The organism is Alteromonas sp. KUL42 (genome assembly GCF_006538325.1).
GTDB lineage: Bacteria > Pseudomonadota > Gammaproteobacteria > Enterobacterales > Alteromonadaceae > Alteromonas.
On sequence record NZ_BJKK01000016.1, the window covers coordinates 1 to 20,728 of the forward strand.

Genomic DNA, 20,728 nt, shown 5'->3' on the forward strand with positions numbered 1-20,728 from the left:
CATATGCGGTTTTTTATTGCTTGTAGCATTAGCGCCTATCCACTAAAGATTCTCTACCAACGCAGGGCGCATGGGAGTAGGCTGTTCATTTAATAGCTGCTCGGGCATGGTCTGCCAAACACTGTCTGGCAACATAGGCACTTCAGGTTTATGTTGCGTAATGGCAAAGTATTGCATGGCAACGCGCAGGCGTTTAAGTGCTTTGCACTCATTTACTTCCTGATCGATGACAAATATTCCCCATTTATACATACGTTGACCTAATAAGTTACTGCTCGATAAGCGGATAACCGGGGCGGCTAACACCATCCCAACCAATACAGGCAACAGCCACATGAAAAGTGAAGGGGTAAAGTAAAATGTTGTCACTCCCCATACCACAGCTAAACAACTCATAATTTGTGTGTGCTTAATAGCAACTTTCCAAGGTACTTTGCGACCTTCGCGTTCCTGCGCTTCCCATTTAACCGAGTGACCTATCAAAACGCTAATAACAAAGTAGCTATGGTAAAACATCATAAGAGGTGCAATAAGTACCGCCATCACCAATTCAACAGTGGCGCCTTTCAGCAATGACCAAGCCCCTCCAAATTCATTTCTACGCTTAATTAAGGCCAGCGCAATACCGAGTAATTTCGGCAAAAACAGTAGTGCGGCAGTCCCCCACATTGTGACCATCATCATATCTTGGCGGGCCACCTGCCACGTAGGAAACAACTGATAGTCAGAAACAAAAAATTCAGGTACTGATGTGGCGCGAATTAAGGCATCTGCCGTACCAAGGGCCAACATACAAAAAAGAATGAGCGACGAAATATAAGCAAATGCGCCAAATAAGAAATGCAGACGGTTAGCTGTTTTTAAACCTTTAACATTAAGCAGACCCAAGTGTTGAATATTGCCTTGAACCCAGCGACGATCGCGAATCGCGTAGTCGACAATATTACTTGGTACTTCCTCATAGCTGCCTGTGGTATCTGTAAGCAAATACGCATGCCATCCCGCGCGTCTTAACAGCGCAGCTTCCACAAAGTCATGACTTAAAATTTCTCCGCCAAAAGGCGCACGCCCTTCTAGGGTAGGTAGCCCACAATGTTGCATAAAAGGTGCAATACGAATAATTGCATTGTGCCCCCAATAATTAGCACTGTCGGTTTGCCAAAAAGACAAACCAGTGGCTAACATCGGGCTATATAGGTGCGCGGCAAACTGCACAAAGCGACCAAAAAAGGTGTGTTGGCGAACAGGCATTGGAATTGTCTGCACTAGCGCTGTATCTGCATTTTGCTCTATGCGACGCGCTAAGTCTTGCATACGTTCACCACTCATCACGCTGTCAGCATCCAACACAATCATTGCCTCGTAGTTCGCCCCCCAACGCTCGCAAAACTCCTTTAGGTTGCCCACTTTACGGTGCACGTTCTGCTCTCTACGGCGGTAAAAAACTTGTGATGAAAACGCCCCTAGGCGCTTTTGTAAGCGAGTAAAAGCGCGAAGTTCGGCATCTGCTTTCTCCATATCACGGGTGTCACTTAGCATAAAGAAATCAAAATTATCTTTGCTTTTGCTATCCATCAGCTCGCGAATACATGCTTCGAATCCCACCATGATGCGACGTGTATCTTCGTTGTACACGGGCATTACTACTGCATGGCGCTTTGTAATAGGCGTTAATGCACTTGGCGTTACCTGCTTCTTGCGAAGGCTTAATGGATCAATATTAAATAGCTGCAAAAAGAAACCAATGATACCGGTCCAAAATGCCATGCACAGCCAAGCAAAAAGAGTTAGACCAAGCGTTAATTGCGCCACTTCTAACGTTGTTAAGCCGTTTGGCAGAAAAATTTCGTAAAGACTCCAACCTGCCAATACCGTACTAGGAATCACTAGCAATGCCATAATAAATAGACGCATATGCTCTCCTTTAACCATTTGCAAAGTAACTTCACTTTGGTTTTCATTTCGAATACACGCAGAAGCACCTTCATCTCGCGTACTTGTTGTCATTGATAAGCTCTGTGACGTGTTGCGATTATTTTGGTTGATAGACATAATTCCACACCTCACTAATACGTTTGCCGTTTTGTTCGATATAAGCGCGCATATCTACAGTTTGCTTTTGTTTAGGCGCAACGAAAAACATGGCTCGCCATTCTTGTCCATCGGCAACCGGAAAAAGGCGCTGCTCTGAAATACTGCCGTTGGCACCTTGAACAACCAGCTTGGTTGTCTCACCGTCAAAAACCATTGATTTGGGCACACTGAAGTCCACACTGAATTGACGAGTGGTGTTCAAATTGTCATTTTTGAATTCATCCCCCGGTAACACGGCCTTGCCCTGACGCGTGCGTACTACCGATGCCAACTGACTTTGAAATGGATTTTGTTCAACCGTTTTTAAGGTGTAAGAAAAGTACCGCGACGACCCCTCGCTGAAGGCTAATTCAGGAGTCCAAAACGCCACAATATTGTCGTGAATTTCCGATTTAGTTGGAATTTCAACAATCTCCAAATGACCTTTATCAAAGCCTGTTTCAGGTGTTACCCACAGTCCAGGGCGCTTGTGATAATTAGCTTCTGCGTCAAGGTAATTGGCCCATTCGCCATCTCTTTGCAACATGCCGAACCCCTGAGGATTGGTGTCACTTAGCGAAGTAACCTGCAAACGTGCGGGGTTAGTTAAAGGACGCCAAATTTCTTCCCCCGCGTGCGTTACCATTAACACACCGTCACTATCGTGCACTTCAGGGCGATAGTCGTCATGCTGTTGTTCGCTGTTTTCACCATACAAAAACATACTGGTGAACGGCGCAATACCTAGTTTCGCTACGTCTTTACGTGCAAAAAGCCAGCTTTCTACATTCACCGATGTGTCCACACCGGGCTGAATAACAAACTTGTATGCTCCCGCCACAGAAGGGCTTTCTAAACGGGCGTAAACCGTAATTGGCTGTCCTTCATTTGGCTCAATCAACCAAAACTCTGTAAAGTGAGGAAACTCTTCGCCTTTGGCCAAAGCGGTATCTATTGCAAGGCCACGTGCAGAAATTCCATAGACTTGATTTTTCCCTACTAAACGGAAATATGAAGCACCTAAAAAGACCGCAAACTCATCTTTATACGCCTTATTTTTAATTGGATAGTGCACCCTGAAACCTGCGAAGCCAGAGTTCTCATCGGTTAGGCTTGAAAGCGCTGATGAAGTACCGTCGTAACTAAACATATCAGGTGTAAATGCCAGTGCTTCAGGCGTGTTATTTTGTCCTATGGTGTGAATAGTGACAGGGTACTCATAAAGAAAACCTGGGTGAAAAAATTGCACTTCGAAGTTGTTCTCATCACGCCACAAGCTTTGTTCAGGCTTAAAACGGATAGAGCGATAAGTATCGTAACTCATCTCTTTAAGCGCTGTATTTAAGCCATGATCATTTTGTTCATAGCTCTCCTGTGCTGAAGCGCGCGCTGAATCGATAATTGACTGTAAAACAGGTGATGCTTTAAGCGGTTGATTTGTCTCGTTAACTTCAACCGCCCACGCCACTTGAGATGAAACTAAAGATAACATACTAACAAGTGCTAATAGCACCGGTGAATAGACTTTCTCTTGAACATCATTTTTTCTAAAAAACAAAAACGGATTAACCATTTGTCCTCTCCTTAAGAATACAACGGTGACTGACGCGATTTTTGTGCAATAAACTTCGTTGAGAAGAAGGTGATAAGAAAGGCGCTCTCTTCCTTTCTTGATAACCGCTTTTTTAGCGGTAGCACTGATGTGTTAAAACATCGCGTAGACCGTAAAAGTGCCCAATAGCACTTGGTAAGGGAATTGCAAAAGGTGATCCAACCTATTAATAGGCCAATGAATTAATAAAAAAGTTCATATATAACATGTAGATAGAAACATGAAAAAGTAAATCAATCTTGCTTTAACAGCCTGACATCTAACCCTGCTATATATAAATACACAAAAGTGTTGTTTTTTAGAGACAGTATTTTTAAGTAGAAGGTATTCCTTATGATAGATGGCTTTTTCACATCCCTATTTAGCAGCTAACCCAGAAAATAAAAGAACAACAAAATTCATAATTATCAACAGATTAAGAAACTCAAGGCCCAATATATTAGAAAAATAAGGTAAGTTGGCAAACGCCTTGCACCCGTATGTTAATTCTAGTTAAACCAGATATGTTGTTTGACTGCAATTTTGTAACTGATAAGGAGTTATCACATGTATAAGGCAATCACTTTACTAACCGCATTAACAGCCACAGCGCTTCCGCTTACTGCAAATGCCGACAAGCCAGATTGGCGCTATGTTGAGGGTGGATACACTAAAATGGACTTTGACGGCAACGAATCATTTGAGCCAGATGGGCTCACCGTAAACGGTAAATACCTTATGAACAGTAACTGGTATTTAAATGGTGAATACAGCTTCTTTGAAGAAGGAAACTTTGACTTTGATATGTTGACACTTGGTGCGGGTTACAGGCTTCCATTAACTGCCACCACTGACGCCTACTTTGGTGCCAATGTCGAGCGTGTTGACGGCGATGGCGACATCGACGACACCGGTTACAGTGTAAACGCAGGACTGCGCAGTATGCTCACCGAGCAAGTAGAGTTAGCTGGTGAGTTGGGCTACTACGATGTTGATGATGGTGAAGCTTTTTTTAAAGTAGGTGCTAACTATTACATCACGCCGGCTTGGGCAGTAGGCGCAAATTATAAAGTCATTGACGATTGGGATATCATGCAAGTAACTGCACGATACGCGTTTTAAACCTACCTCTCCTCTGGTTGGTTGGCCGGGTTGCTCGACCCGGCATTTTCTGCCTTTGCGCCAGCTTAAAACAATATTCTATTCTTCGCGGTCTTCAGGTTGTATATCTTCTTTGCGCTTTATATCTACACTTTCGTGTAGTTCAGAGTAAACCAAAACAGCCTCACCCGTTTTCAGCTTTGCCAGAACTTGCTGCACTTTTACCTCAAGGGCAATTTCTTCTTCTCCATAGTCAGTCCCTTCGCGTAAAACAAAAGACTCTGCTAAGTGATATAAAGTATCGGCTTCTAACGCATCTATGGGGATAATCATTCTTACTCCAAATGGTAACAGTTAATTAGCGGGTGTACCCACACGTGCTATTCACCGGCAAAACATCACTAATAAAGCGTTTTACTCTTTCGTGAAGCCATACGGTAGGGTTAAGTATTGACCCTTGCATAAAACCAACGTGCCCACCTCTTTCACTGAGCTCTACAGTAACATTGCGCGCTAACTCTTCTTCCTTTGGTACAACAAGGTGATTCATAAATGGGTCATCAATACTGTGTAACACCAAGGTAGGACAATGTATTGCACTTAAGAAATGATACGCACTGCACTTTTCATAATAGTCCTGGGCGTCAGAAAAACCGTGTAATGGTGCGGTGATCTTTTGATCAAATTGGGCAAAACTGGTCATGCTATCCACATCGTGCTTCGTTAGTTGAATTAACTTGCGATAGTCTATGTACTCCATTTTTTTACGCAGTGTCGCCTTCATACTGTTGAGCAAGTACTTCTGATAGACCCTAGAGAACCCCTGATTAATCGACTTCGCACATTCTGCCAATTTCAAAGGAGAAGAAATGGCTACTGCCGCATTAAGCCACTTTTGAGCAGGGTTTTCTCCCAGAAGTTTAAGTAGCATATTTCCCCCTAATGAGAAGCCAATTGCTACTTTGGGAATACTGGGGAACTTCGCCTGAAGCCAATCAAGGAAAAAGCTCGGATCTTCGGTTTCGCCACTGTGGTAGGCCCGTGCTTTTAAATTGGGAACGCCGCTACACCCACGGTAATGCATCATCACTACTTGCCAACCATTTACCGATAATTGTGCCATCATGTCGTTAGCATAGTGTGATTTAATGCTGCCCTCCAGCCCGTGAAATAACACAACGATACCCGATGTTTCTTGCGGCTTTGGACCCCATGCAACATCAACGAAGTCGTCGTCAGGCAAGGTCAATCGCTCCATTTCATAGGATAGGGGCAAACGTTTTTGAATAAATCGTGGCCATATCGTTTGGATGTGACGATTCTTCGCCCAACTTGGCACTTTAAAGCTGCTTTTAATGATCTTTCCATGGGATAGTGATGATTTACTCATGTGCTTTCTTATTGTGTTTTTAATTTGGTAGTTGGTTGACAACAAGGCTTAACAATTGGCGAGCCTCTTCGCTATCTTTAAGGGCATACGCATTAATGAACGCAGCAATAGAAGCATTGAAAATAGTTGTTTTTGTGCTTAATGAACCGCTGGGTAAGGTCATCACGTCTTGCGTATTGAATGCCTCTATCATAGCGGCTTGCTGCTGCTTTTCTAATTCAAGTTCTTGTGCTTTTAGCACCTCGTAATGTGCTTTCTGCCCACCATTATCTGGGTGCGCAGCTTTTCTTTGCAACCTATGCGCCTGTAACTGTTTATCACTCTCAGTAATTGCCGCAACAATGGCTTTCATCTGTATCAAATTAACAATGACGTTATTTTCTAAACACCAACACATTAGCAAGAGAACGTTTACATTTACGCCATGGTTGTCTTGAAGCAATAGTGCTAGCGGCGCCATGTCGTTCGAAGCATAGCGACGAGTGCTGTATTGCCAGAATATCGAGCTTGTTAATTTAGAGGCTGGTGCTGTCATAAGCTTCTCGCTCTTTTTCGATATGCTCTTGGGCATCTAGCCATGCCATTTCCTCTTCTTCCAGTTGCTGCTTTAACGTGGTTTGTTTATCAAGCAACTGCATCAAATCTGCCTTTTTGTCCTCACTGTAGAGCCCGCTATCTGCTAACGCGCTTTCTACCTCACTAAGTGCAGCATTATACTTATCCATCGCCTTTTCATGCTTTTCAACGGCTTTTTTAAACGGCGCTATCTTTTGCCTAAACTCGGCTTCGCGACGTTTTTCTTCTTTGCGATCTATTTTGCGTTCGGGCTTACTTTCAACATGACTTCCTTGATTGGTAAGCTCTTTTGCTTCGCTATTGGCCTTGGCCTTTTCAGCAGCTTGTTGTTTTAAGATCCAATCTCGATAATCATCTAAGTCGCCAGTAAATGGCTCAACTTGCCCACTATCTACGAGGTAAAAATCTTCACACACCGACGACAGCAAAAAGCGGTCGTGCGAAACCAATACCATTGCGCCTTCAAAACCTTGTAAGGCAATATTTAACGCATGACGCATTTCTAAATCTAAATGGTTGGTTGGCTCATCGAGTAACAACAAGTTTGGCTTTTGATAAACGATAAGTGCCAGTACTAGTCTGGCTTTCTCACCGCCAGACATAGGGGCTACAGGTGCTAAGGCTTCATCGCCATTAAAGCCAAAACCACCTAAATAATCACGTAGTTGTTGCTCTGTCGCTTTTTCATCGATGCGTTGTAAGTGTAAAAGTGGCGTAGCCCCAGCATCTAGCGTTTCTAACTGATGCTGGGCAAAGTAACCTATTTTTAAGCCTTTGGCCGTATTGAACACGCCTTGCTTAGGCGCATGCACACCGGCAAGTAATTTGATTAGCGTCGACTTACCCTGACCGTTTCTACCAAGAAGACCAATACGGCTACCTGGCACTAAATTGAGCTTCACTTGCTCAAGTACAATATGCTCATCGTAACCTAGCTGTACTTTTTCCATCTGAACAAGTGGGTTAGGCAAGGCGGTTGGTGGCGCAAAGGAAAAACTGAACGGGCTTGCCATATGCGCAGGCAAAAGCATTTCCATTTTTTCCAGCTGTTTAATACGGCTTTGCGCTTGCTTGGCTTTGCTCGCCTTGGCTTTAAAGCGCGTAATAAATGAATTCAAGTGCGCCACTTTTTGCTGTTGCTTTTCATACTCTAAGTTTTGCAAGCGAATGCGCTCAGCCCGTTGTGTTTCATAAGCAGAGTAGTTACCGGTATAAGCAATCAGCTTTTGGCTTTCCACACTGATAATCTGGGCGACTGTGTTATCAATAAACGCTTTGTCATGGGAAATAAGCAGCAACGTACCTGTGTAGCGTTGAAGCCACTTTTCCAGCCAAATAACTGCATCTAAATCTAAGTGGTTGGTCGGCTCATCAAGTAGTAGTAAATCAGAAGGGCACAATAGTGCCTGCGCTAAGTTTAAGCGCATGCGCCATCCACCGGAAAAATCGGTTACAGGTGCAGAAAGCTGTGCGTTGGTAAAACCCAACCCCGATAAAATTGTAGCTGCGCGCGATTCTACATCGTATGCACCGGCTTGCTCTAACTGCCCATGAAGCTGACCAATTTGCACACCATCTTCTTGCTCTTCGGCTATGGCAAGCTCGGTTTGAAGTGCGCGTAAGTGCCTGTCGCCATCTACCACATAATCTATGGCATTGCGCTTAGTTGCAGGCGTTTCTTGCGCCACACTAACAATGCGCCAATCGCTGGGTACAGAACAATCACCAGCGTCTACACTAAGTTCACCGCGTAATAAAGCAAAAAGCGTCGACTTACCGCAGCCATTACTGCCAATTAATGCCACTTTGTGACCAGGGAAAACCTGCGCAGAGGCTTCCTCTAGCAGCATTTTTCGGCCGCGCAGCAATGAAACATTTGAGAGCTTTATCATGAATAACCTTTGGTGGAGCAACTAAGTATGTAAAAACGGCATGATACCAAAAACTTAGGGTAAAAGCTGATCAAGCAACGGTATTTCAAGGTATAATACGAAGGAATTTTTACGAAGGTATATGTATGTCAAATCGCGTAAGACGTCGTTTTGTAGCCGGTGCAACCTGCCCAAAGTGCCAAGAGCTAGATACTATTTCATTGTATTTTGAAAACAATGTAGAAAAGCTGGAATGTGTCTCCTGCGGTTACAAAGAAGCGCAAACTGATGAAAAAGTGAGTGCCGTTACTCGGGAAAACGAAAGCGTTATTGGTATTTTCAAACCCCACTAGCCACTTCGACATTCATAGAGTCTCACTGTATGCGCGTGAAAGAAGTGCTGTTACAAAGCTTTGTGTTTAGCTCGTTGCTTTTCTGAGTAAAAGTTTGTCGATTAGTGCGTAAAGTTCTTCTAATTCAACGGGTTTTCCCAAGTGGCTAATAAAACCCTGTTCCATATAGTTCGCAACATCAGACGGCATCACGTTGGCAGTTAACGCAACCACGGGCGTGTCTGCATTGTACTTTTTGATTTCCCTGTTCGCTTGAATGCCATCCATTACTGGCATATGAATATCCATAAAAATTAAGTCAAAGTGGTTTTGGGTGGCTAGTTCAACGGCTTCCATTCCATTATCTGCCGTAATCAACTCTGCATTCGTAGGCTCTAACATAGCTTCTATAACAACCTTATTGATCGCATTATCATCCACCACTAACACGCGCTTACCTGATAATTCTGGCGTGACAAGTTCTTCCGCGTCTTGTGAGCTTGTTTCCTCTTCTTTATCAAGAGGTAGGGCAACAGCAATACTTGTCCCTTTGCCTAGCTCACTATCTATCTTTATTCCTCCCCCCATCATTTTCACTAAATTAAGCGTGATTGACATACCTAGCCCAGTACCACCATATTTTCGCGTGGTGGAAGGATCAGCTTGAACGAAACGTTCAAAGATCCTTTGCTGATATTCCTTACTCATGCCGATACCAGAATCAATTACGTTAATGCACAAACTATCCTTTCCTTGAATAGGAAGGCATGCCACTTTGATATTGACGCCTCCCTCATTGGTAAACTTCACCGCATTTGACGCAAGATTAAGAACGATTTGGTGTACCCGTGTGGGGTCACCTTGCCAAGCATCGCAGCAAGCCTTATCAACATCAATTCGCAGTGTTATTCCCTTTTTAGTCGCAATATTTTCCAACTCGTAGCGCACAGAGTTTAGTATTTTATTAAGTGAGAATGTGACACTCTCTAATTCGAGCTTGTTCGACTCAATTTTGGAATAATCGAGTATGTCATTGAGGATAGTAAGCAGGTTTTTCGCCGAAAAAGTAGCGTTAGTCAGTATCGACCTAAGCCTTTCTTCATTCACTGAACTTTTAAGCAGTTGCAAAGCGCCTAAAATGGCATTCATAGGAGTTCTTATTTCATGGCTCATATTAGCAAGGAATTCACTTTTCGCCTGTGTCGCTAATTCAGCCTTTTTCTTTGCTTCTTCAAGCCCTGCAATTATTTCCACTTTATCTGTGATGTTATAATTCACACCTACCATTTTAATTGGTTTACCTATCTTATCCAAAAGCACAAGCGCGCTAGCTCTAATATACTTAATGGAGCCATTACGAAGTACAATTCGAAACTCAGTATCAATTTTACTTTTTGTCTCAAGTACTTTATTTAATTGGTATTTTGTGTTTTTCACATCGTCTGGGTGAATCATTGCTTCCCATTGTTCTAGCTTGCCTGAAAACTCCTCTTTTGAAAGCTCATACAAGCCAAGCATCTTGTCATCCCATGTCATAATTTGTGTGGCAAAATCCCACTCCCAAATACCCATACCTATGGAATCGTAGGCTAGCTGTAACCGTATGGCGTTTGCCATCGCTGCTTCACGACTTTCTTTTAATGCGGCCTCGGTAAATTTTTGCTTCGATATGTCTTGAAACACACCAAATAGGCGAACACATTTACCGTCAACAAAAAAGGGTTTTCCATGGGCTCGCACCCAAATATCACGGCGTTTAGCGGTAACTAACTCAAGCTCTAATTCCCACGATTTTCCATACTGAATACCTTCTTCCACCGCCCTTTTTATTCGCTCACGGCTCTCGCCTTGTTTGTAAAAATTAATGCCGGTTTCAAGGTTCGGTGCATAGTCATCGGGTACTTCGTGAATTCGCTTAGTTTGCTCACTCCAATGCACGGTTCTTGAGACTAAGTCGACTTCCCAGGTTCCTATATTGGCAGTCTGCTCTAACTCATCGAGCAGTAGTGCTTGTTTCTGAAAGGCTATTTTTTGTGCTTTTTCTTGGGCTACACGCAACAACTCTTGCTCTTTCATCGCAGTTACATCAGTGTGCGCGCCCAACATACGTATAGGCTTACCTTGGCCATCTCTTATAGCAATACCACGACACCTAATCCAAATAGTGTGGCCTTCTTTGTGTTGATATCGAACAATTTGGTCATAGGGATAGGAGGGGTCGGCGCAGTGCCTTTCAAAGTTTTCAAGAGCGACTTTAAGATCATCTTGGTTAATGATGTTATGCCACTCTGAAGCAAGGTGGGATTTACTTGATGGGTCGTAGCCCAAAGTAGTCCAAAACGATGGACTCATCCATTCGTGTTCAGGGTTTTCTAAATCCCAAAACCACATACCATCTAACGATGCACTTTCTATGAAATTGAAAATCGTGTCATCACTTTTAATGAGTGCTTTTAACTCTAAAAAAAGTGAGTCATCGCAATGTTGTCCACCGTTAAACAAAGGGGGTATCTCGAGCAATTTATCCTTACCAAAAGACTAGCAGTGAGATCTGATACCCGCAATGTCATCATAAGTTTAATCTTATGTTGTGCGTTTATAATATTGCTGCAAGAGCAATTTAGTAGTGAGGAGGAGGTGTTTCTTCCGACTGTTTAGCGATATTAGAAGGCTCAATTGATTTCACACGGTCGATAACATGACGCACTTTAAACGCTATGTCATCAAGCTGTTTTTGTTGAGAAGAAAGCGCTTCATTCAATGCCTCGATAGTATGTTCTTGAAATGCCACTTTCATCTGTAACTCTTCGATATACGCGTTGGCAGTATCTAGTTGCGCTTGCATTTGTGTCATGTCTATTTTTTGGTTACTACTATTTTCTGTCATTGTCTTCTCTACTATTGTCGCTGCCATACTTCTGCAAGACCGCTGCTACTAACAGTGACAATATTACCATCTGGCATAAATCCAACGCCATACACAACTGCAGTAGGGGGTGATACCGTTTCTCTTGAGGCTACCTGTATGGCTTGCAATTGCTCGCCCGTTTGTACATCCCATAAATAGGATTTTCTCGACGGAGATCCAGTTAGCAAGTACTTACCATCTTTTGAAAATTCAGCGTCTGTAAATATTTTTTGGCGCGAAATAAAATTCAAGGCACTTACCGGTTGACCCGTTTGCACATTCCATATTTGTGACTTACTTTGACTATCCGCAGTAAATGCATAGCGCCCTTCATCGTCTAGCGAGACCTTAGTCACTCGCGTTGGATGGGTGAACGTATGAATGATTTGTCCTGTCTCTGTACTCCACAAATACGCGATATAGTCATTGCCTCCGGTCAGTGCAAATTTGCCGTTTGGCGAAATATCAATCGAGTTAACTTTCTCTTGATGCCCCAGAAATTCTAATCGCCTAGACGTTCGCGGTTCAAAATACATCACTTTGCCACTCGAACGCGCCACCAAAATACCTTGGCCATTGTTAGCTACCGCAACATCGCGAATGGAAGCCTCGTCGATTCGCCAAAATCCTTCGGGCTCACCGGTTTCCATGCTCCACAATGCAAAGGCTTCCCTATCTGCCGTGACCACATAACGTTTATCAGCACTTATATGAACCGACATGACTAAATTATTGCCTTCGCCCTGGTGCCCCCAGTGATACAGAGGTTCCGATTCACCAATACGCCAGACGTTAATGCCATTATCTACCCCCGACACAACACTTAAGGTTCCATCATTGGATATATCTGCGGCATAAGCACCTTCTTCGACATGACGCCACTGCTGTATTGGCGTAGTATCGGGTACTGTACATCCTATCGATCCGCCAATGAATACGGTGAGTAACAAAATTCTAAGGAACATTTGGGGCCTAAACATAATCAAATGGGTTTCGCTTTGTGAACGCTAGGTTTACCATAGCACGGATTACGCATCTTAAACTATCGTGCCCACTGCCTTGGATGCAGCAGTATAGACATTAGACGCATGATGATAAAAATTAATGGAGACGTTTTTATGCAGAAGTCGCTCGTTGCCTTATCTACCATCGCTGCGCTAGGCCTTTTCGCTTGCCAGCCAAATACATCTGATGAGGCTGCTTCTTCAAGCGCTGATAGTGCAAATACAACTTCTGTTTCAGCAGAAGAAATGACTAATTCGCAAAAGCAAGCATACGCCATGGGCGCAAGCATGGGTTTATTTGTTAGCAACCGCGCCGAACAACAAGAGCAACTAGGTATGTCGCTAGACAAAGAAGCGCTAAAGCAGGGCTTTAACGACGGTTTAGCAGACACACTTAAATTCACGCCAGAGCAAATTCAACAAATTGCTCAAGAAGGTGAAGAAGCTATTCGCGCTAAGCAACAAGAAATGGCAGCGCAAGCTGCAGAGAAAAATGTAGAAGCGGGTATTGCCTATCTTGAAGAAAACGGCAAGCGTGACGGCGTAGTGACAACAGAAAGCGGTCTACAGTACGAAGTACTAACCGAAGGCACTGGCGCAAGCCCAGTTGCAACAGATGTTGTTAAAGTTCACTATCGTGGAACGCTACTTGACGGCACTGAGTTCGATTCATCGTACAAGCGTGGCGAGCCAGCGGAATTCCCATTGAACCGCGTTATTTCAGGCTGGACTGAAGGCGTTCAATTAATGAAAGAGGGCGCAAAATACCGTTTCCATATTCCTTCTGAACTGGCATATGGTCAGCGCTCAACGGGGTCTATCACACCAAACTCAACGCTAATTTTCGACGTTGAATTGTTAGAAGTGGTTAAACCTGAAGCCGAAGAAGCAGCCGAATAAGTTTTTTGGCGATAAAAAGAGAAAGCCGACACGATGGGTGTCGGCTTTTTTGTTTTAGTGAGTCAGCGTAATCCATGCCTACCTATTCCCTACGAGCAAGTAGCGTTTCGCTACGCGCGTACCCAAATAATAAAGTGGGTTATTCAATATGCTTGGTGCCTCGAATCACTCTTTAAGCATAGCGCAAAGCCGATTATTTTCACGCTTCACGCCTTACTTTCTTGTAACAAATTAACCTTAACATTGCGCCTTTATAACGCTGGGTTTTAAGAAAGATTAACGCTGTACTGCACGGCGTCTTTCTTTATTGATTTTAAACACAGCAAAGTGATTCAATAAAAACTGTCCTACCTTAAACATCGCGCAAGCTAAAATTAGATTAAGCACCGTATCTAGGCTTTCTAGTCTCACAACAACATCAAGCAAGGTGTATAACAATAACATTGCACCACTAATTAGAAGCAAAAAGCCCACTATTGTGCCACTGTTTTCAAGTGGTGCTTTGTTTGAGCCTCGGCGGTTAACTAAAGGCATATTGTTTGGCATGAATCTCTCCTTCCGAGCATCTGACAAAAGACACGCGGTCAAAGCAAAATTGGTTTATGTGCAATAATCATCCAATCTCGGTCTTTTGTCACGTTTTTACTTCGTCAAAAGATTGCGTTTTTCTTTATTAACCGCATAAAGTAAGGGTATTAATTTGGAAAGTTCGTTGGACGCCGTGAAAACACCACTGATTACTCGCAAAGGTTACCTTAAGTTAAAACAGGAATTGGATTTCCTTTGGCGTGAAGAAAGGCCGGAAATTACCAGAAAAGTCACTTGGGCAGCAAGCTTAGGCGACAGAAGCGAGAATGCTGACTATCAATACAACAAAAAGAAGCTACGCGAAATTGACAGGCGAGTACGTTATCTGCGCAAATGCTTAGAAAATTTGAAGGTTGTTGATTATGACGCACAGCAAGAAGGAAAAGTCTTCTTTGGTGCATGGGTTGAAATAGAGAACGAAGCCGGCACAGTAATGAATCTCAGGCTAGTAGGCTACGATGAAATATTTGGTCGTAAGGACTATATTTCCATCGACTCTCCGATGGCCCGTGCCTTAGTAGGAAAAGAAGAAGACGACGAATTTATCGTCAAAACAGACACCGGCACCAAGGAATGGTGGATAAATCGTATCTGGTACGACACCACTGACAAACTGTGATGGCATTTATGGTGGACAGTAAACACTTGTAAACAGAAAAGCCAACAGCCTAAAAAATGATAAGACGACTTCCCGTAAACCGCGGTGATATACTTACTGCATGATTTTTTCACACACAATACTATGTGCCATAAACGCAGAGCACATTGTATATTCGCAATTGCCTTAGCGAATCACTAGCATCGTAGAGCGACATATGATTATCAATAAAATTGCTGAAGAACTTGCCGTACAAGCCTCGCAAGTTAATGCAGCTGTAAAACTTTTAGACGATGGTGCAACCGTGCCTTTTATTGCTCGTTACAGAAAAGAAGTAACACAAGGGCTTGATGACACCCAGTTGCGTACACTTGAGCAGCGTCTGACCTATCTTCGAGAGTTAGAAGAGCGCCGCGAAGTCATTCTAAAATCAATAGATGAGCAAGGTAAGTTATCTGATTCTTTAAAAGCGAGTATTCAATCTGCAGATAGCAAAACTACCCTTGAAGATTTGTATTTACCCTATAAGCCACGTCGCCGCACCAAAGGGCAAATTGCGATTGAAGCAGGGTTAGCACCACTTGCAGATGCACTTTTTAGCGACCCCAACACTGACGTTGAAAGTGCAGCGCAAGCCTACATCAACGCAGAAGCAGGCGTTGCAGATACTAAAGCCGTACTAGAAGGTGCCCGTTATATTTTAATGGAACGCTTCGCTGAAGACGCTTCTTTGCTCGCCAAAATACGTCATTATCTTGTTGAAAATGCGCATATCAAGAGCACGGTTGCACCAGGAAAAGAAAAAGAAGCGGTTAAATACAAAGACTACTTCGAGCACAGTGAAAAGTACAAATCAGTGCCTTCACACAGAGCACTGGCTATGTTTCGAGGGCGCAATGAAGGCATGCTGCATATCCAATTAGATGCAGATCCGCAGTCTGAAGAGAATAGTGCGTCTCATTGTGAACACATTATTGCAAGTCACTATGACATTATGCATCGCAACCGCGCCGCCGATGATTTTCTCGCTCAAGTTGTTCAGTGGACATGGAAAATAAAAATTGGCCTTCATATGGAAACCGAGCTTTTTAGCACGCTCCGTGAACGCGCTGAAGAAGAAGCCATTGAAGTATTTGCAAAGAACTTAAACGACTTATTAATGGCGGCTCCGGCGGGTGCAAAAACTACGATGGGGCTTGATCCTGGTTTGCGTACAGGCGTGAAAGTTGCGGTAGTAGATAGCACAGGTAAAGTGGTAGCAACAAACACCATATTCCCTCATGCACCACAGAATCAGTGGGATAAATCGATTCGCACACTAACCACCTTGTGCAAGCAATACAAAGTGGATCTCATCAGTATTGGCAACGGTACCGGCTCAAGAGAAACTGACAAACTCGTTGGCGAAATGTTGAAAAACAACAGCGATCTCAGTGCGCAAAAAATTGTAGTCAGCGAAGCGGGAGCATCTGTATATTCTGCGTCAGAATTGGCGTCTAAAGAACTGCCAGAACTTGATGTATCGTTGCGCGGCGCCGTGTCTATTGCTCGTCGTCTACAAGATCCATTGGCAGAGTTGGTTAAAATTGAGCCCAAAGCAATTGGTGTGGGCCAATATCAACACGATGTAAGCCAAAGCCAATTGGGCAAATCACTCGACAGAGTCATTGAAGATTGTGTAAACGCGGTGGGTGTTGACCTAAATACCGCTTCTCCTGCACTGTTAAGTTATGTGTCAGGGCTAAACAAAACCCTTGCTCACAATATCGTAAACTTCAGAGATAGCAACGGTGCTTTCCCCGACAGAAAAGCATTATTGAAGGTGGAGCGCCTTGGGCCAAAAGCCTTCGAACAAGCCGCGGGCTTTTTGCGCATCGTAAATGGTTCTAACCCTCTTGATGCATCAGCGGTTCACCCAGAAGCTTACCCAGTGGTAGATAAAATTGTTGATACCACTGCATTAGCCGTTAATGACATTATTGGGAACACTGAGCTGTTGAAAAGCTTGTCTCCAGATACCTTTACCAGCGACGCATTTGGCTTGCCCACCGTTAAAGATATCCTGAAAGAGTTGGACAAGCCTGGGCGCGATCCACGTCCAGAGTTTAAAACAGCGGCGTTCAAAGAAGGGGTTGAGACCATCAATGACCTCAAGCCAGGTATGATTTTAGAAGGCGTTGTAAGTAATGTAGCAAACTTTGGTGCGTTCGTTGATGTGGGAGTCCACCAGGATGGTCTGGTACACATCTCGGCATTGACCAACAAGTTTATCTCAGATCCACGAGAAGTGGTTAAAGCAGGCGATATTGTTAAAGTTAAGGTATTAGAAGTAGACGTTCCTCGTAAACGCATTTCATTTACCATGCGGTTAGATGACAACCCGACTCAAGCCAACGGTACTAATCAAAAGCAAGGAAATAGAAATAGCGGTCAGGGTGCAAACAACCCAAGTAATAAAGGCTCAGCGAGAAACCAATCTCGTGGCAATGGGCAAAACCGCGGCGGCCAAGCGCGCAGTAACGAACCCCAAAATAGCGCCATGGGTAATGCCTTTGCCGATGCGTTTGCGAAAGCCAAAAAATAAGACTAGTGATACCCGTCCTCTCGAACCTAAGTCTACACTGGCTTCGAGAGGATACACCTTACACATTGTCTGAAACTCGTTTGAAATGAAAAAAGTGAGCTGAAAAGGTCAGTTCGCTCTATGCAGATGTCACTGAGTTAGGATAACTCACGCACTAAATGATAGCCCTTCGCGGGTTGGGGTGTAAGCTTGAGTATACGCATTCTGAATGCGGCCGATTCGCGCTTGCAGAAGTTCAGAGATACCCTGCTGCTCAATATTTAACGAGCGGCTACCAGAACCTTCGGAAATGATATCATCTTGAGTCTTCGATGCTTCTCCAATCGCGTCATTGACAGACTGACCTATAAATGGCGTATCCGAAGCCTCTTCTATTGTTGATGCTCCGCTATTTGGCGCACTTTCACCGTTAGAACTAGACAGCGCTTCACGTTTTTCTTCCGCAATGTCAGTACGCGCCTCAACGGCCTTTTGAGAAGCTTCTGCCGCTACTTTTAAATCTTGTGATGAGGGTTCAGCCGGGGCAAGGGCCGCTGCGCGAACCTGCTCCATTTTTCTTAATGTCTCTTCAGGGCTTTTTGCTTCAGACACATCAATAGACACTTCACCGCCTGTTATATAACGCTTATTATCAGGACCTGTGGTGTATTCGTACTGTGGCGAACCTGCGTATTGCCCGCCTGTTGTAGCATGAGCTTGTTCGTGAGTCCGCACTTCTTGATCACGCGCTTTTAGCTGCTCAATTTCTTTGGTGTCTTGTTGCTCTTGTTGCTGTTGCTGCTGCGTTTGCTGACGAGATTGCTGCTCACTTTGCGCACCTTGCTTTCCTGCGCTTTCATCTTGTGCGTTGTCTTTCTCCTGACCAAACGCATTTTGAAAGGCGGCAAAGAGATCAGATTGAATTTGTGGCCGCTCATAAGTTACTGGAGCAGGTGGTTGGCCAGGCGTTCTTGCCTTATCCGCTTCTGAACCCAAGCCTTTTTGTGATGCGCCCTTATCTGCTTCCGCAGTCTGTGGGATAGTTTCGCGCTGAACGTTGTCACGACGCGCAGACTCAGTGTTGAGGTTTGCCGTTGGGTAGGCAATCGCATTGAGAATGGGAGTGACAATATTCACAAAAAAGCTCCGCTACGCTAGCGTATCGATTATGGTGCCTAACGTGTCATTTGCGACTTCAAGCACTTTTGCCGATGCTTGTGCATTCAAGCTATTGACGTTAAGCGAGATTAAATCGCTCGTTAGATCAGTATTTGATGAAGATGAGGATGCCGTCTGATCAGCTGAAGTTACATTTTGTGGCTCATTGGCTTGTGATACTGGCACATTCTGCGTGCTTTCAACAGTACGTTGAGCGATAGATGACGAGGCTTGTGTAATACCATTGCTGGCATTTTGCAAACCATACTGCCCCGCATAAAACGCGGAATTCACCCCATTACCAATATTTGTCATACACTACCTCTATCCTCTCATGTGTAATTATTAACCAATTTAGAGAAAATAGAAAGCTTTGAAAGGCACTCTTAAAATAAGCACCTGTGGTTTAAGACGTTTTTTACCGTGTATTAAGACGCTATTTGCTGCTGTAGCCGCATTGCAAAGTTCAACAGGATGTCAGCCGTTTGTTGCGGATGAGATATGAACGGCGCATGAGACGCATGTGGAAGCACAACCGAATCAGATTGAGGGTGTAACTCACATATTCTGTCAATGCCACTGGTTGGCACTAGGCTATCTAACCTGCCGTACAAGCGAAGGGTAGGCACTGAAATGCGCCCTACGTCTTGTCGCATGTCTTCACTAGCCAGAATCGTTAAGCCCTTTTTCAATGCTTCTTCCGCGGGAGCAGGAAATTGCATCACCTGCTGGCGAATTGTTTTGATATCTTGCTTTGCTGTTTCACTTCCCATCGCTTGAATAGCAAGAAATCGCTCGAGGGTCTTTTGAAAGTTCTTCTCTAACTGAGTTTCAAACATTTTCAGCAAATCAGCGGCAATCCCTGGCCAACATGGGCCCGCAATGAAACGTGGTGTTGATGCTATGGTAACTAACCCCACCAGCTTTTGTGGTGCAATTAACGCAAGCTTCTGCGCGACCAAACCGCCAAGTGACCAACCCACAAGTAAACAATTATCTGGTAATGAAGCAACGAGCGCGCTGGCCAATGTGTCGACGTTATAAGGCTTAGGTAAAATGGCCGCATTTTCACCAAAACCCGGTAAATCGATGGTGGTAACCCTAACGTTATCGCTGATGTAAGGAATAAAAGATGTAAACGCTCCGCTATTCATTCCCCAACCGTGAAGAAAAACCACGTCCATGCCTGTACCTTGTGTACGGGTGACAAGGGCATTGTTTGCCTGCAAACTTTCCATATACGTCTCCTTTGGCTGTATCGAGCGTTGTAGAAACACAAAATGACAAATTTAATCAACCGTTGACGCTTTCCCAAGCAGATGGAATCAACACAATGAACCTTTCATGTTTATTATGTTATCAGGCAAGTCCTACGCCAGTATGTCATTGGTGTGAAGATGATATGTTTTTTTTCACTTCGCAGATCCATGGTTGCAACCTGCTTAAGTTCGGCCCAGTGGGCCGCCATGTAAAGCACAGCCATTACGATAGCCTTAGCGTACTAAGCTTACATACCTGGCCTATATCCTCACTGGTTCACCAGCTAAAGTTTACTCACTCTCTCGCAGCAGGCAAAGTGTTGAGTCACTGGTTTGTCCATAAAAAGCGACAGTGCACGCTTTCAGTGCCGAATATCCTGCTGCCAGTTCCTATTAGTGCATGGCGATTGGCCAAACGACATTACAACCAAGCACATGTACTCTGCCAGCACTTTCAAGTACATATGAAGATCCCTATTTCAACCTCATGGGCCTATCGCAAAGGCTTCAGTGTACAGCATCACTTATCTCGCTCGGCGCGTGAGAAGAACGTTAAGAAGACCTTTAGCTTAACTGCTGGCTGTATTGATCAATATTTTGAGTCATCGCACCTTCGCGATACAAACAATAAAGCACCATTCACCGTAGCCATTGTCGATGACGTTATTACTACTGGTGTTACTGTTAATCTGTTAAGCAAATTACTCAAAGCGCGCTACCCCAACATTCACATTCAAGTGTGGGCAATGACGTTTACGCCACCGCCCAAAAGTACACTTATCAAAGATTGTTAAGATATCGAACTCTTACACCCAC

The 20,728-nt window shown here is 44.1% G+C and carries 19 protein-coding genes; 6 read left to right on the forward strand and 13 right to left on the reverse strand.

From position 1 onward, the window contains the following. Window positions 1–42: 42 nt before the first annotated feature. Both mdoH and EYR97_RS17360 read right to left on the reverse strand, forming a co-directional pair. Complete coding sequence (gene mdoH, locus EYR97_RS17355) at window positions 43–1,932, reverse strand: glucans biosynthesis glucosyltransferase MdoH (RefSeq protein ID WP_131095094.1); 1,890 nt, start codon at window positions 1,930–1,932, stop codon at window positions 43–45. A gap of 100 nt (window positions 1,933–2,032) precedes the next feature. Beyond that, window positions 2,033–3,646 (reverse strand): glucan biosynthesis protein, encoded by a 1,614-nt coding sequence (locus EYR97_RS17360; RefSeq protein WP_131095029.1) that lies wholly within the window; start codon window positions 3,644–3,646, stop codon window positions 2,033–2,035. A 585-nt stretch (window positions 3,647–4,231) separates the two neighbouring features. Here EYR97_RS17360 and EYR97_RS17365 point away from each other — a divergent pair. Next, the gene (locus EYR97_RS17365; protein ID WP_131095030.1) at window positions 4,232–4,786 is read left to right on the forward strand and encodes an outer membrane beta-barrel protein; all 555 of its coding nucleotides are present in this window, start codon (window positions 4,232–4,234) and stop codon (window positions 4,784–4,786) included. Window positions 4,787–4,864: 78 nt separating this feature from the next. Here the strand turns inward: EYR97_RS17365 and EYR97_RS17370 are convergent, their stop codons facing one another. From EYR97_RS17370 to EYR97_RS17385, 4 genes are read right to left on the reverse strand one after another with little or no spacing between them, the layout of a single operon-like run. After that, a complete protein-coding gene (locus EYR97_RS17370; RefSeq protein WP_131095031.1) occupies window positions 4,865–5,098 on the reverse strand; it encodes a YheU family protein in 234 nt (77 codons plus the stop codon). Window positions 5,099–5,123: 25 nt separating this feature from the next. After that, window positions 5,124–6,155: a hydrolase gene (locus EYR97_RS17375; protein WP_131095032.1), complete on the reverse strand. Its 1,032-nt coding sequence runs from the start codon at window positions 6,153–6,155 to the stop codon at window positions 5,124–5,126. Window positions 6,156–6,174: 19 nt separating this feature from the next. Beyond that, window positions 6,175–6,690 carry a TIGR02444 family protein gene (locus EYR97_RS17380; protein WP_131095033.1) on the reverse strand — a complete coding sequence of 172 codons (516 nt, stop codon included), beginning with the start codon at window positions 6,688–6,690 and terminating at the stop codon, window positions 6,175–6,177. Next, entirely contained in the window at window positions 6,671–8,623 is a 1,953-nt protein-coding gene (locus tag EYR97_RS17385) for an ATP-binding cassette domain-containing protein (RefSeq protein ID WP_131095034.1), read from the reverse strand. The genes EYR97_RS17380 and EYR97_RS17385 overlap by 20 nt, the downstream gene beginning before the upstream one ends. Before the next feature lie 125 nt (window positions 8,624–8,748). Here EYR97_RS17385 and EYR97_RS17390 point away from each other — a divergent pair, with 125 nt between their 5' ends. Beyond that, window positions 8,749–8,955: a YheV family putative zinc ribbon protein gene (locus EYR97_RS17390; protein WP_131095035.1), complete on the forward strand. Its 207-nt coding sequence runs from the start codon at window positions 8,749–8,751 to the stop codon at window positions 8,953–8,955. Window positions 8,956–9,021: 66 nt separating this feature from the next. Here the strand turns inward: EYR97_RS17390 and EYR97_RS17395 are convergent, their stop codons facing one another. The 3 genes from EYR97_RS17395 to EYR97_RS17405 all read right to left on the reverse strand — a co-directional run bounded on the left by EYR97_RS17395 (window position 9,022) and on the right by EYR97_RS17405 (window position 12,762). Then, entirely contained in the window at window positions 9,022–11,454 is a 2,433-nt protein-coding gene (locus EYR97_RS17395; RefSeq protein WP_131095036.1) for a PAS domain-containing hybrid sensor histidine kinase/response regulator, read from the reverse strand. A gap of 100 nt (window positions 11,455–11,554) precedes the next feature. Next, window positions 11,555–11,788: a SlyX family protein gene (locus tag EYR97_RS17400; RefSeq protein ID WP_131095095.1), complete on the reverse strand. Its 234-nt coding sequence runs from the start codon at window positions 11,786–11,788 to the stop codon at window positions 11,555–11,557. Between the two features lie 44 nt (window positions 11,789–11,832). Then, window positions 11,833–12,762 (reverse strand): WD40 repeat domain-containing protein, encoded by a 930-nt coding sequence (locus EYR97_RS17405; RefSeq protein WP_131095096.1) that lies wholly within the window; start codon window positions 12,760–12,762, stop codon window positions 11,833–11,835. 198 nt (window positions 12,763–12,960) lie between these two features. Here EYR97_RS17405 and fkpA point away from each other — a divergent pair, with 198 nt between their 5' ends. Then, window positions 12,961–13,746 carry an FKBP-type peptidyl-prolyl cis-trans isomerase gene (fkpA, locus tag EYR97_RS17410; protein ID WP_131095037.1) on the forward strand — a complete coding sequence of 262 codons (786 nt, stop codon included), beginning with the start codon at window positions 12,961–12,963 and terminating at the stop codon, window positions 13,744–13,746. Window positions 13,747–14,022: 276 nt separating this feature from the next. On the opposite strand, the gene EYR97_RS17415 is transcribed toward fkpA, so the two are convergent. Next, a complete protein-coding gene (locus EYR97_RS17415; RefSeq protein ID WP_131095038.1) occupies window positions 14,023–14,292 on the reverse strand; it encodes a hypothetical protein in 270 nt (89 codons plus the stop codon). A gap of 175 nt (window positions 14,293–14,467) precedes the next feature. Here EYR97_RS17415 and greB point away from each other — a divergent pair, with 175 nt between their 5' ends. Both greB and EYR97_RS17425 read left to right on the forward strand, forming a co-directional pair. Further along, window positions 14,468–14,953, forward strand: a complete 486-nt coding sequence (gene greB / locus EYR97_RS17420) for a transcription elongation factor GreB (protein ID WP_131095097.1) — start codon at window positions 14,468–14,470, stop codon at window positions 14,951–14,953. A 196-nt stretch (window positions 14,954–15,149) separates the two neighbouring features. Next, the gene (locus tag EYR97_RS17425; RefSeq protein WP_131095039.1) at window positions 15,150–17,516 is read left to right on the forward strand and encodes a Tex family protein; all 2,367 of its coding nucleotides are present in this window, start codon (window positions 15,150–15,152) and stop codon (window positions 17,514–17,516) included. Window positions 17,517–17,663: 147 nt separating this feature from the next. On the opposite strand, the gene EYR97_RS17430 is transcribed toward EYR97_RS17425, so the two are convergent. The 3 genes from EYR97_RS17430 to bioH all read right to left on the reverse strand — a co-directional run bounded on the left by EYR97_RS17430 (window position 17,664) and on the right by bioH (window position 19,891). Beyond that, window positions 17,664–18,632, reverse strand: coding sequence for a putative metalloprotease CJM1_0395 family protein (locus tag EYR97_RS17430; RefSeq protein WP_131095040.1), 969 nt, complete (start codon window positions 18,630–18,632; stop codon window positions 17,664–17,666). Between the two features lie 12 nt (window positions 18,633–18,644). Continuing rightward, window positions 18,645–18,968 carry a hypothetical protein gene (locus EYR97_RS17435; RefSeq protein WP_131095041.1) on the reverse strand — a complete coding sequence of 108 codons (324 nt, stop codon included), beginning with the start codon at window positions 18,966–18,968 and terminating at the stop codon, window positions 18,645–18,647. Window positions 18,969–19,081: 113 nt separating this feature from the next. After that, entirely contained in the window at window positions 19,082–19,891 is an 810-nt protein-coding gene (bioH, locus tag EYR97_RS17440; protein ID WP_131095042.1) for a pimeloyl-ACP methyl ester esterase BioH, read from the reverse strand. Between bioH and EYR97_RS17445 the strand changes: the two genes are divergently transcribed. Beyond that, window positions 19,873–20,706 carry a ComF family protein gene (locus tag EYR97_RS17445; protein WP_242635103.1) on the forward strand — a complete coding sequence of 278 codons (834 nt, stop codon included), beginning with the start codon at window positions 19,873–19,875 and terminating at the stop codon, window positions 20,704–20,706. The genes bioH and EYR97_RS17445 overlap by 19 nt on opposite strands. Window positions 20,707–20,728 lie beyond the last annotated feature (22 nt).

Excerpts from the sequence above, each read along its gene's own strand:
- EYR97_RS17425 (WP_131095039.1), top strand. The coding sequence starts at position 15,150 with ATGATTATCAATAAAATTGCTGAAGAACTTGCCGTACAAGCCTCGCAA.
- EYR97_RS17370 (WP_131095031.1), bottom strand. The coding sequence starts at position 5,098 with ATGATTATCCCCATAGATGCGTTAGAAGCCGATACTTTATATCACTTA.
- EYR97_RS17390 (WP_131095035.1), top strand. The coding sequence starts at position 8,749 with ATGTCAAATCGCGTAAGACGTCGTTTTGTAGCCGGTGCAACCTGCCCA.
- EYR97_RS17360 (WP_131095029.1), bottom strand. The coding sequence starts at position 3,646 with ATGGTTAATCCGTTTTTGTTTTTTAGAAAAAATGATGTTCAAGAGAAA.
- EYR97_RS17400 (WP_131095095.1), bottom strand. The coding sequence starts at position 11,788 with ATGACACAAATGCAAGCGCAACTAGATACTGCCAACGCGTATATCGAA.
- fkpA (WP_131095037.1), top strand. The coding sequence starts at position 12,961 with ATGCAGAAGTCGCTCGTTGCCTTATCTACCATCGCTGCGCTAGGCCTT.
- EYR97_RS17415 (WP_131095038.1), bottom strand. The coding sequence starts at position 14,292 with ATGCCAAACAATATGCCTTTAGTTAACCGCCGAGGCTCAAACAAAGCA.
- EYR97_RS17365 (WP_131095030.1), top strand. The coding sequence starts at position 4,232 with ATGTATAAGGCAATCACTTTACTAACCGCATTAACAGCCACAGCGCTT.
- EYR97_RS17375 (WP_131095032.1), bottom strand. The coding sequence starts at position 6,155 with ATGAGTAAATCATCACTATCCCATGGAAAGATCATTAAAAGCAGCTTT.
- bioH (WP_131095042.1), bottom strand. The coding sequence starts at position 19,891 with ATGGAAAGTTTGCAGGCAAACAATGCCCTTGTCACCCGTACACAAGGT.
- mdoH (WP_131095094.1), bottom strand. The coding sequence starts at position 1,932 with ATGGTTAAAGGAGAGCATATGCGTCTATTTATTATGGCATTGCTAGTG.
- EYR97_RS17380 (WP_131095033.1), bottom strand. The coding sequence starts at position 6,690 with ATGACAGCACCAGCCTCTAAATTAACAAGCTCGATATTCTGGCAATAC.
- EYR97_RS17385 (WP_131095034.1), bottom strand. The coding sequence starts at position 8,623 with ATGATAAAGCTCTCAAATGTTTCATTGCTGCGCGGCCGAAAAATGCTG.
- EYR97_RS17435 (WP_131095041.1), bottom strand. The coding sequence starts at position 18,968 with ATGACAAATATTGGTAATGGGGTGAATTCCGCGTTTTATGCGGGGCAG.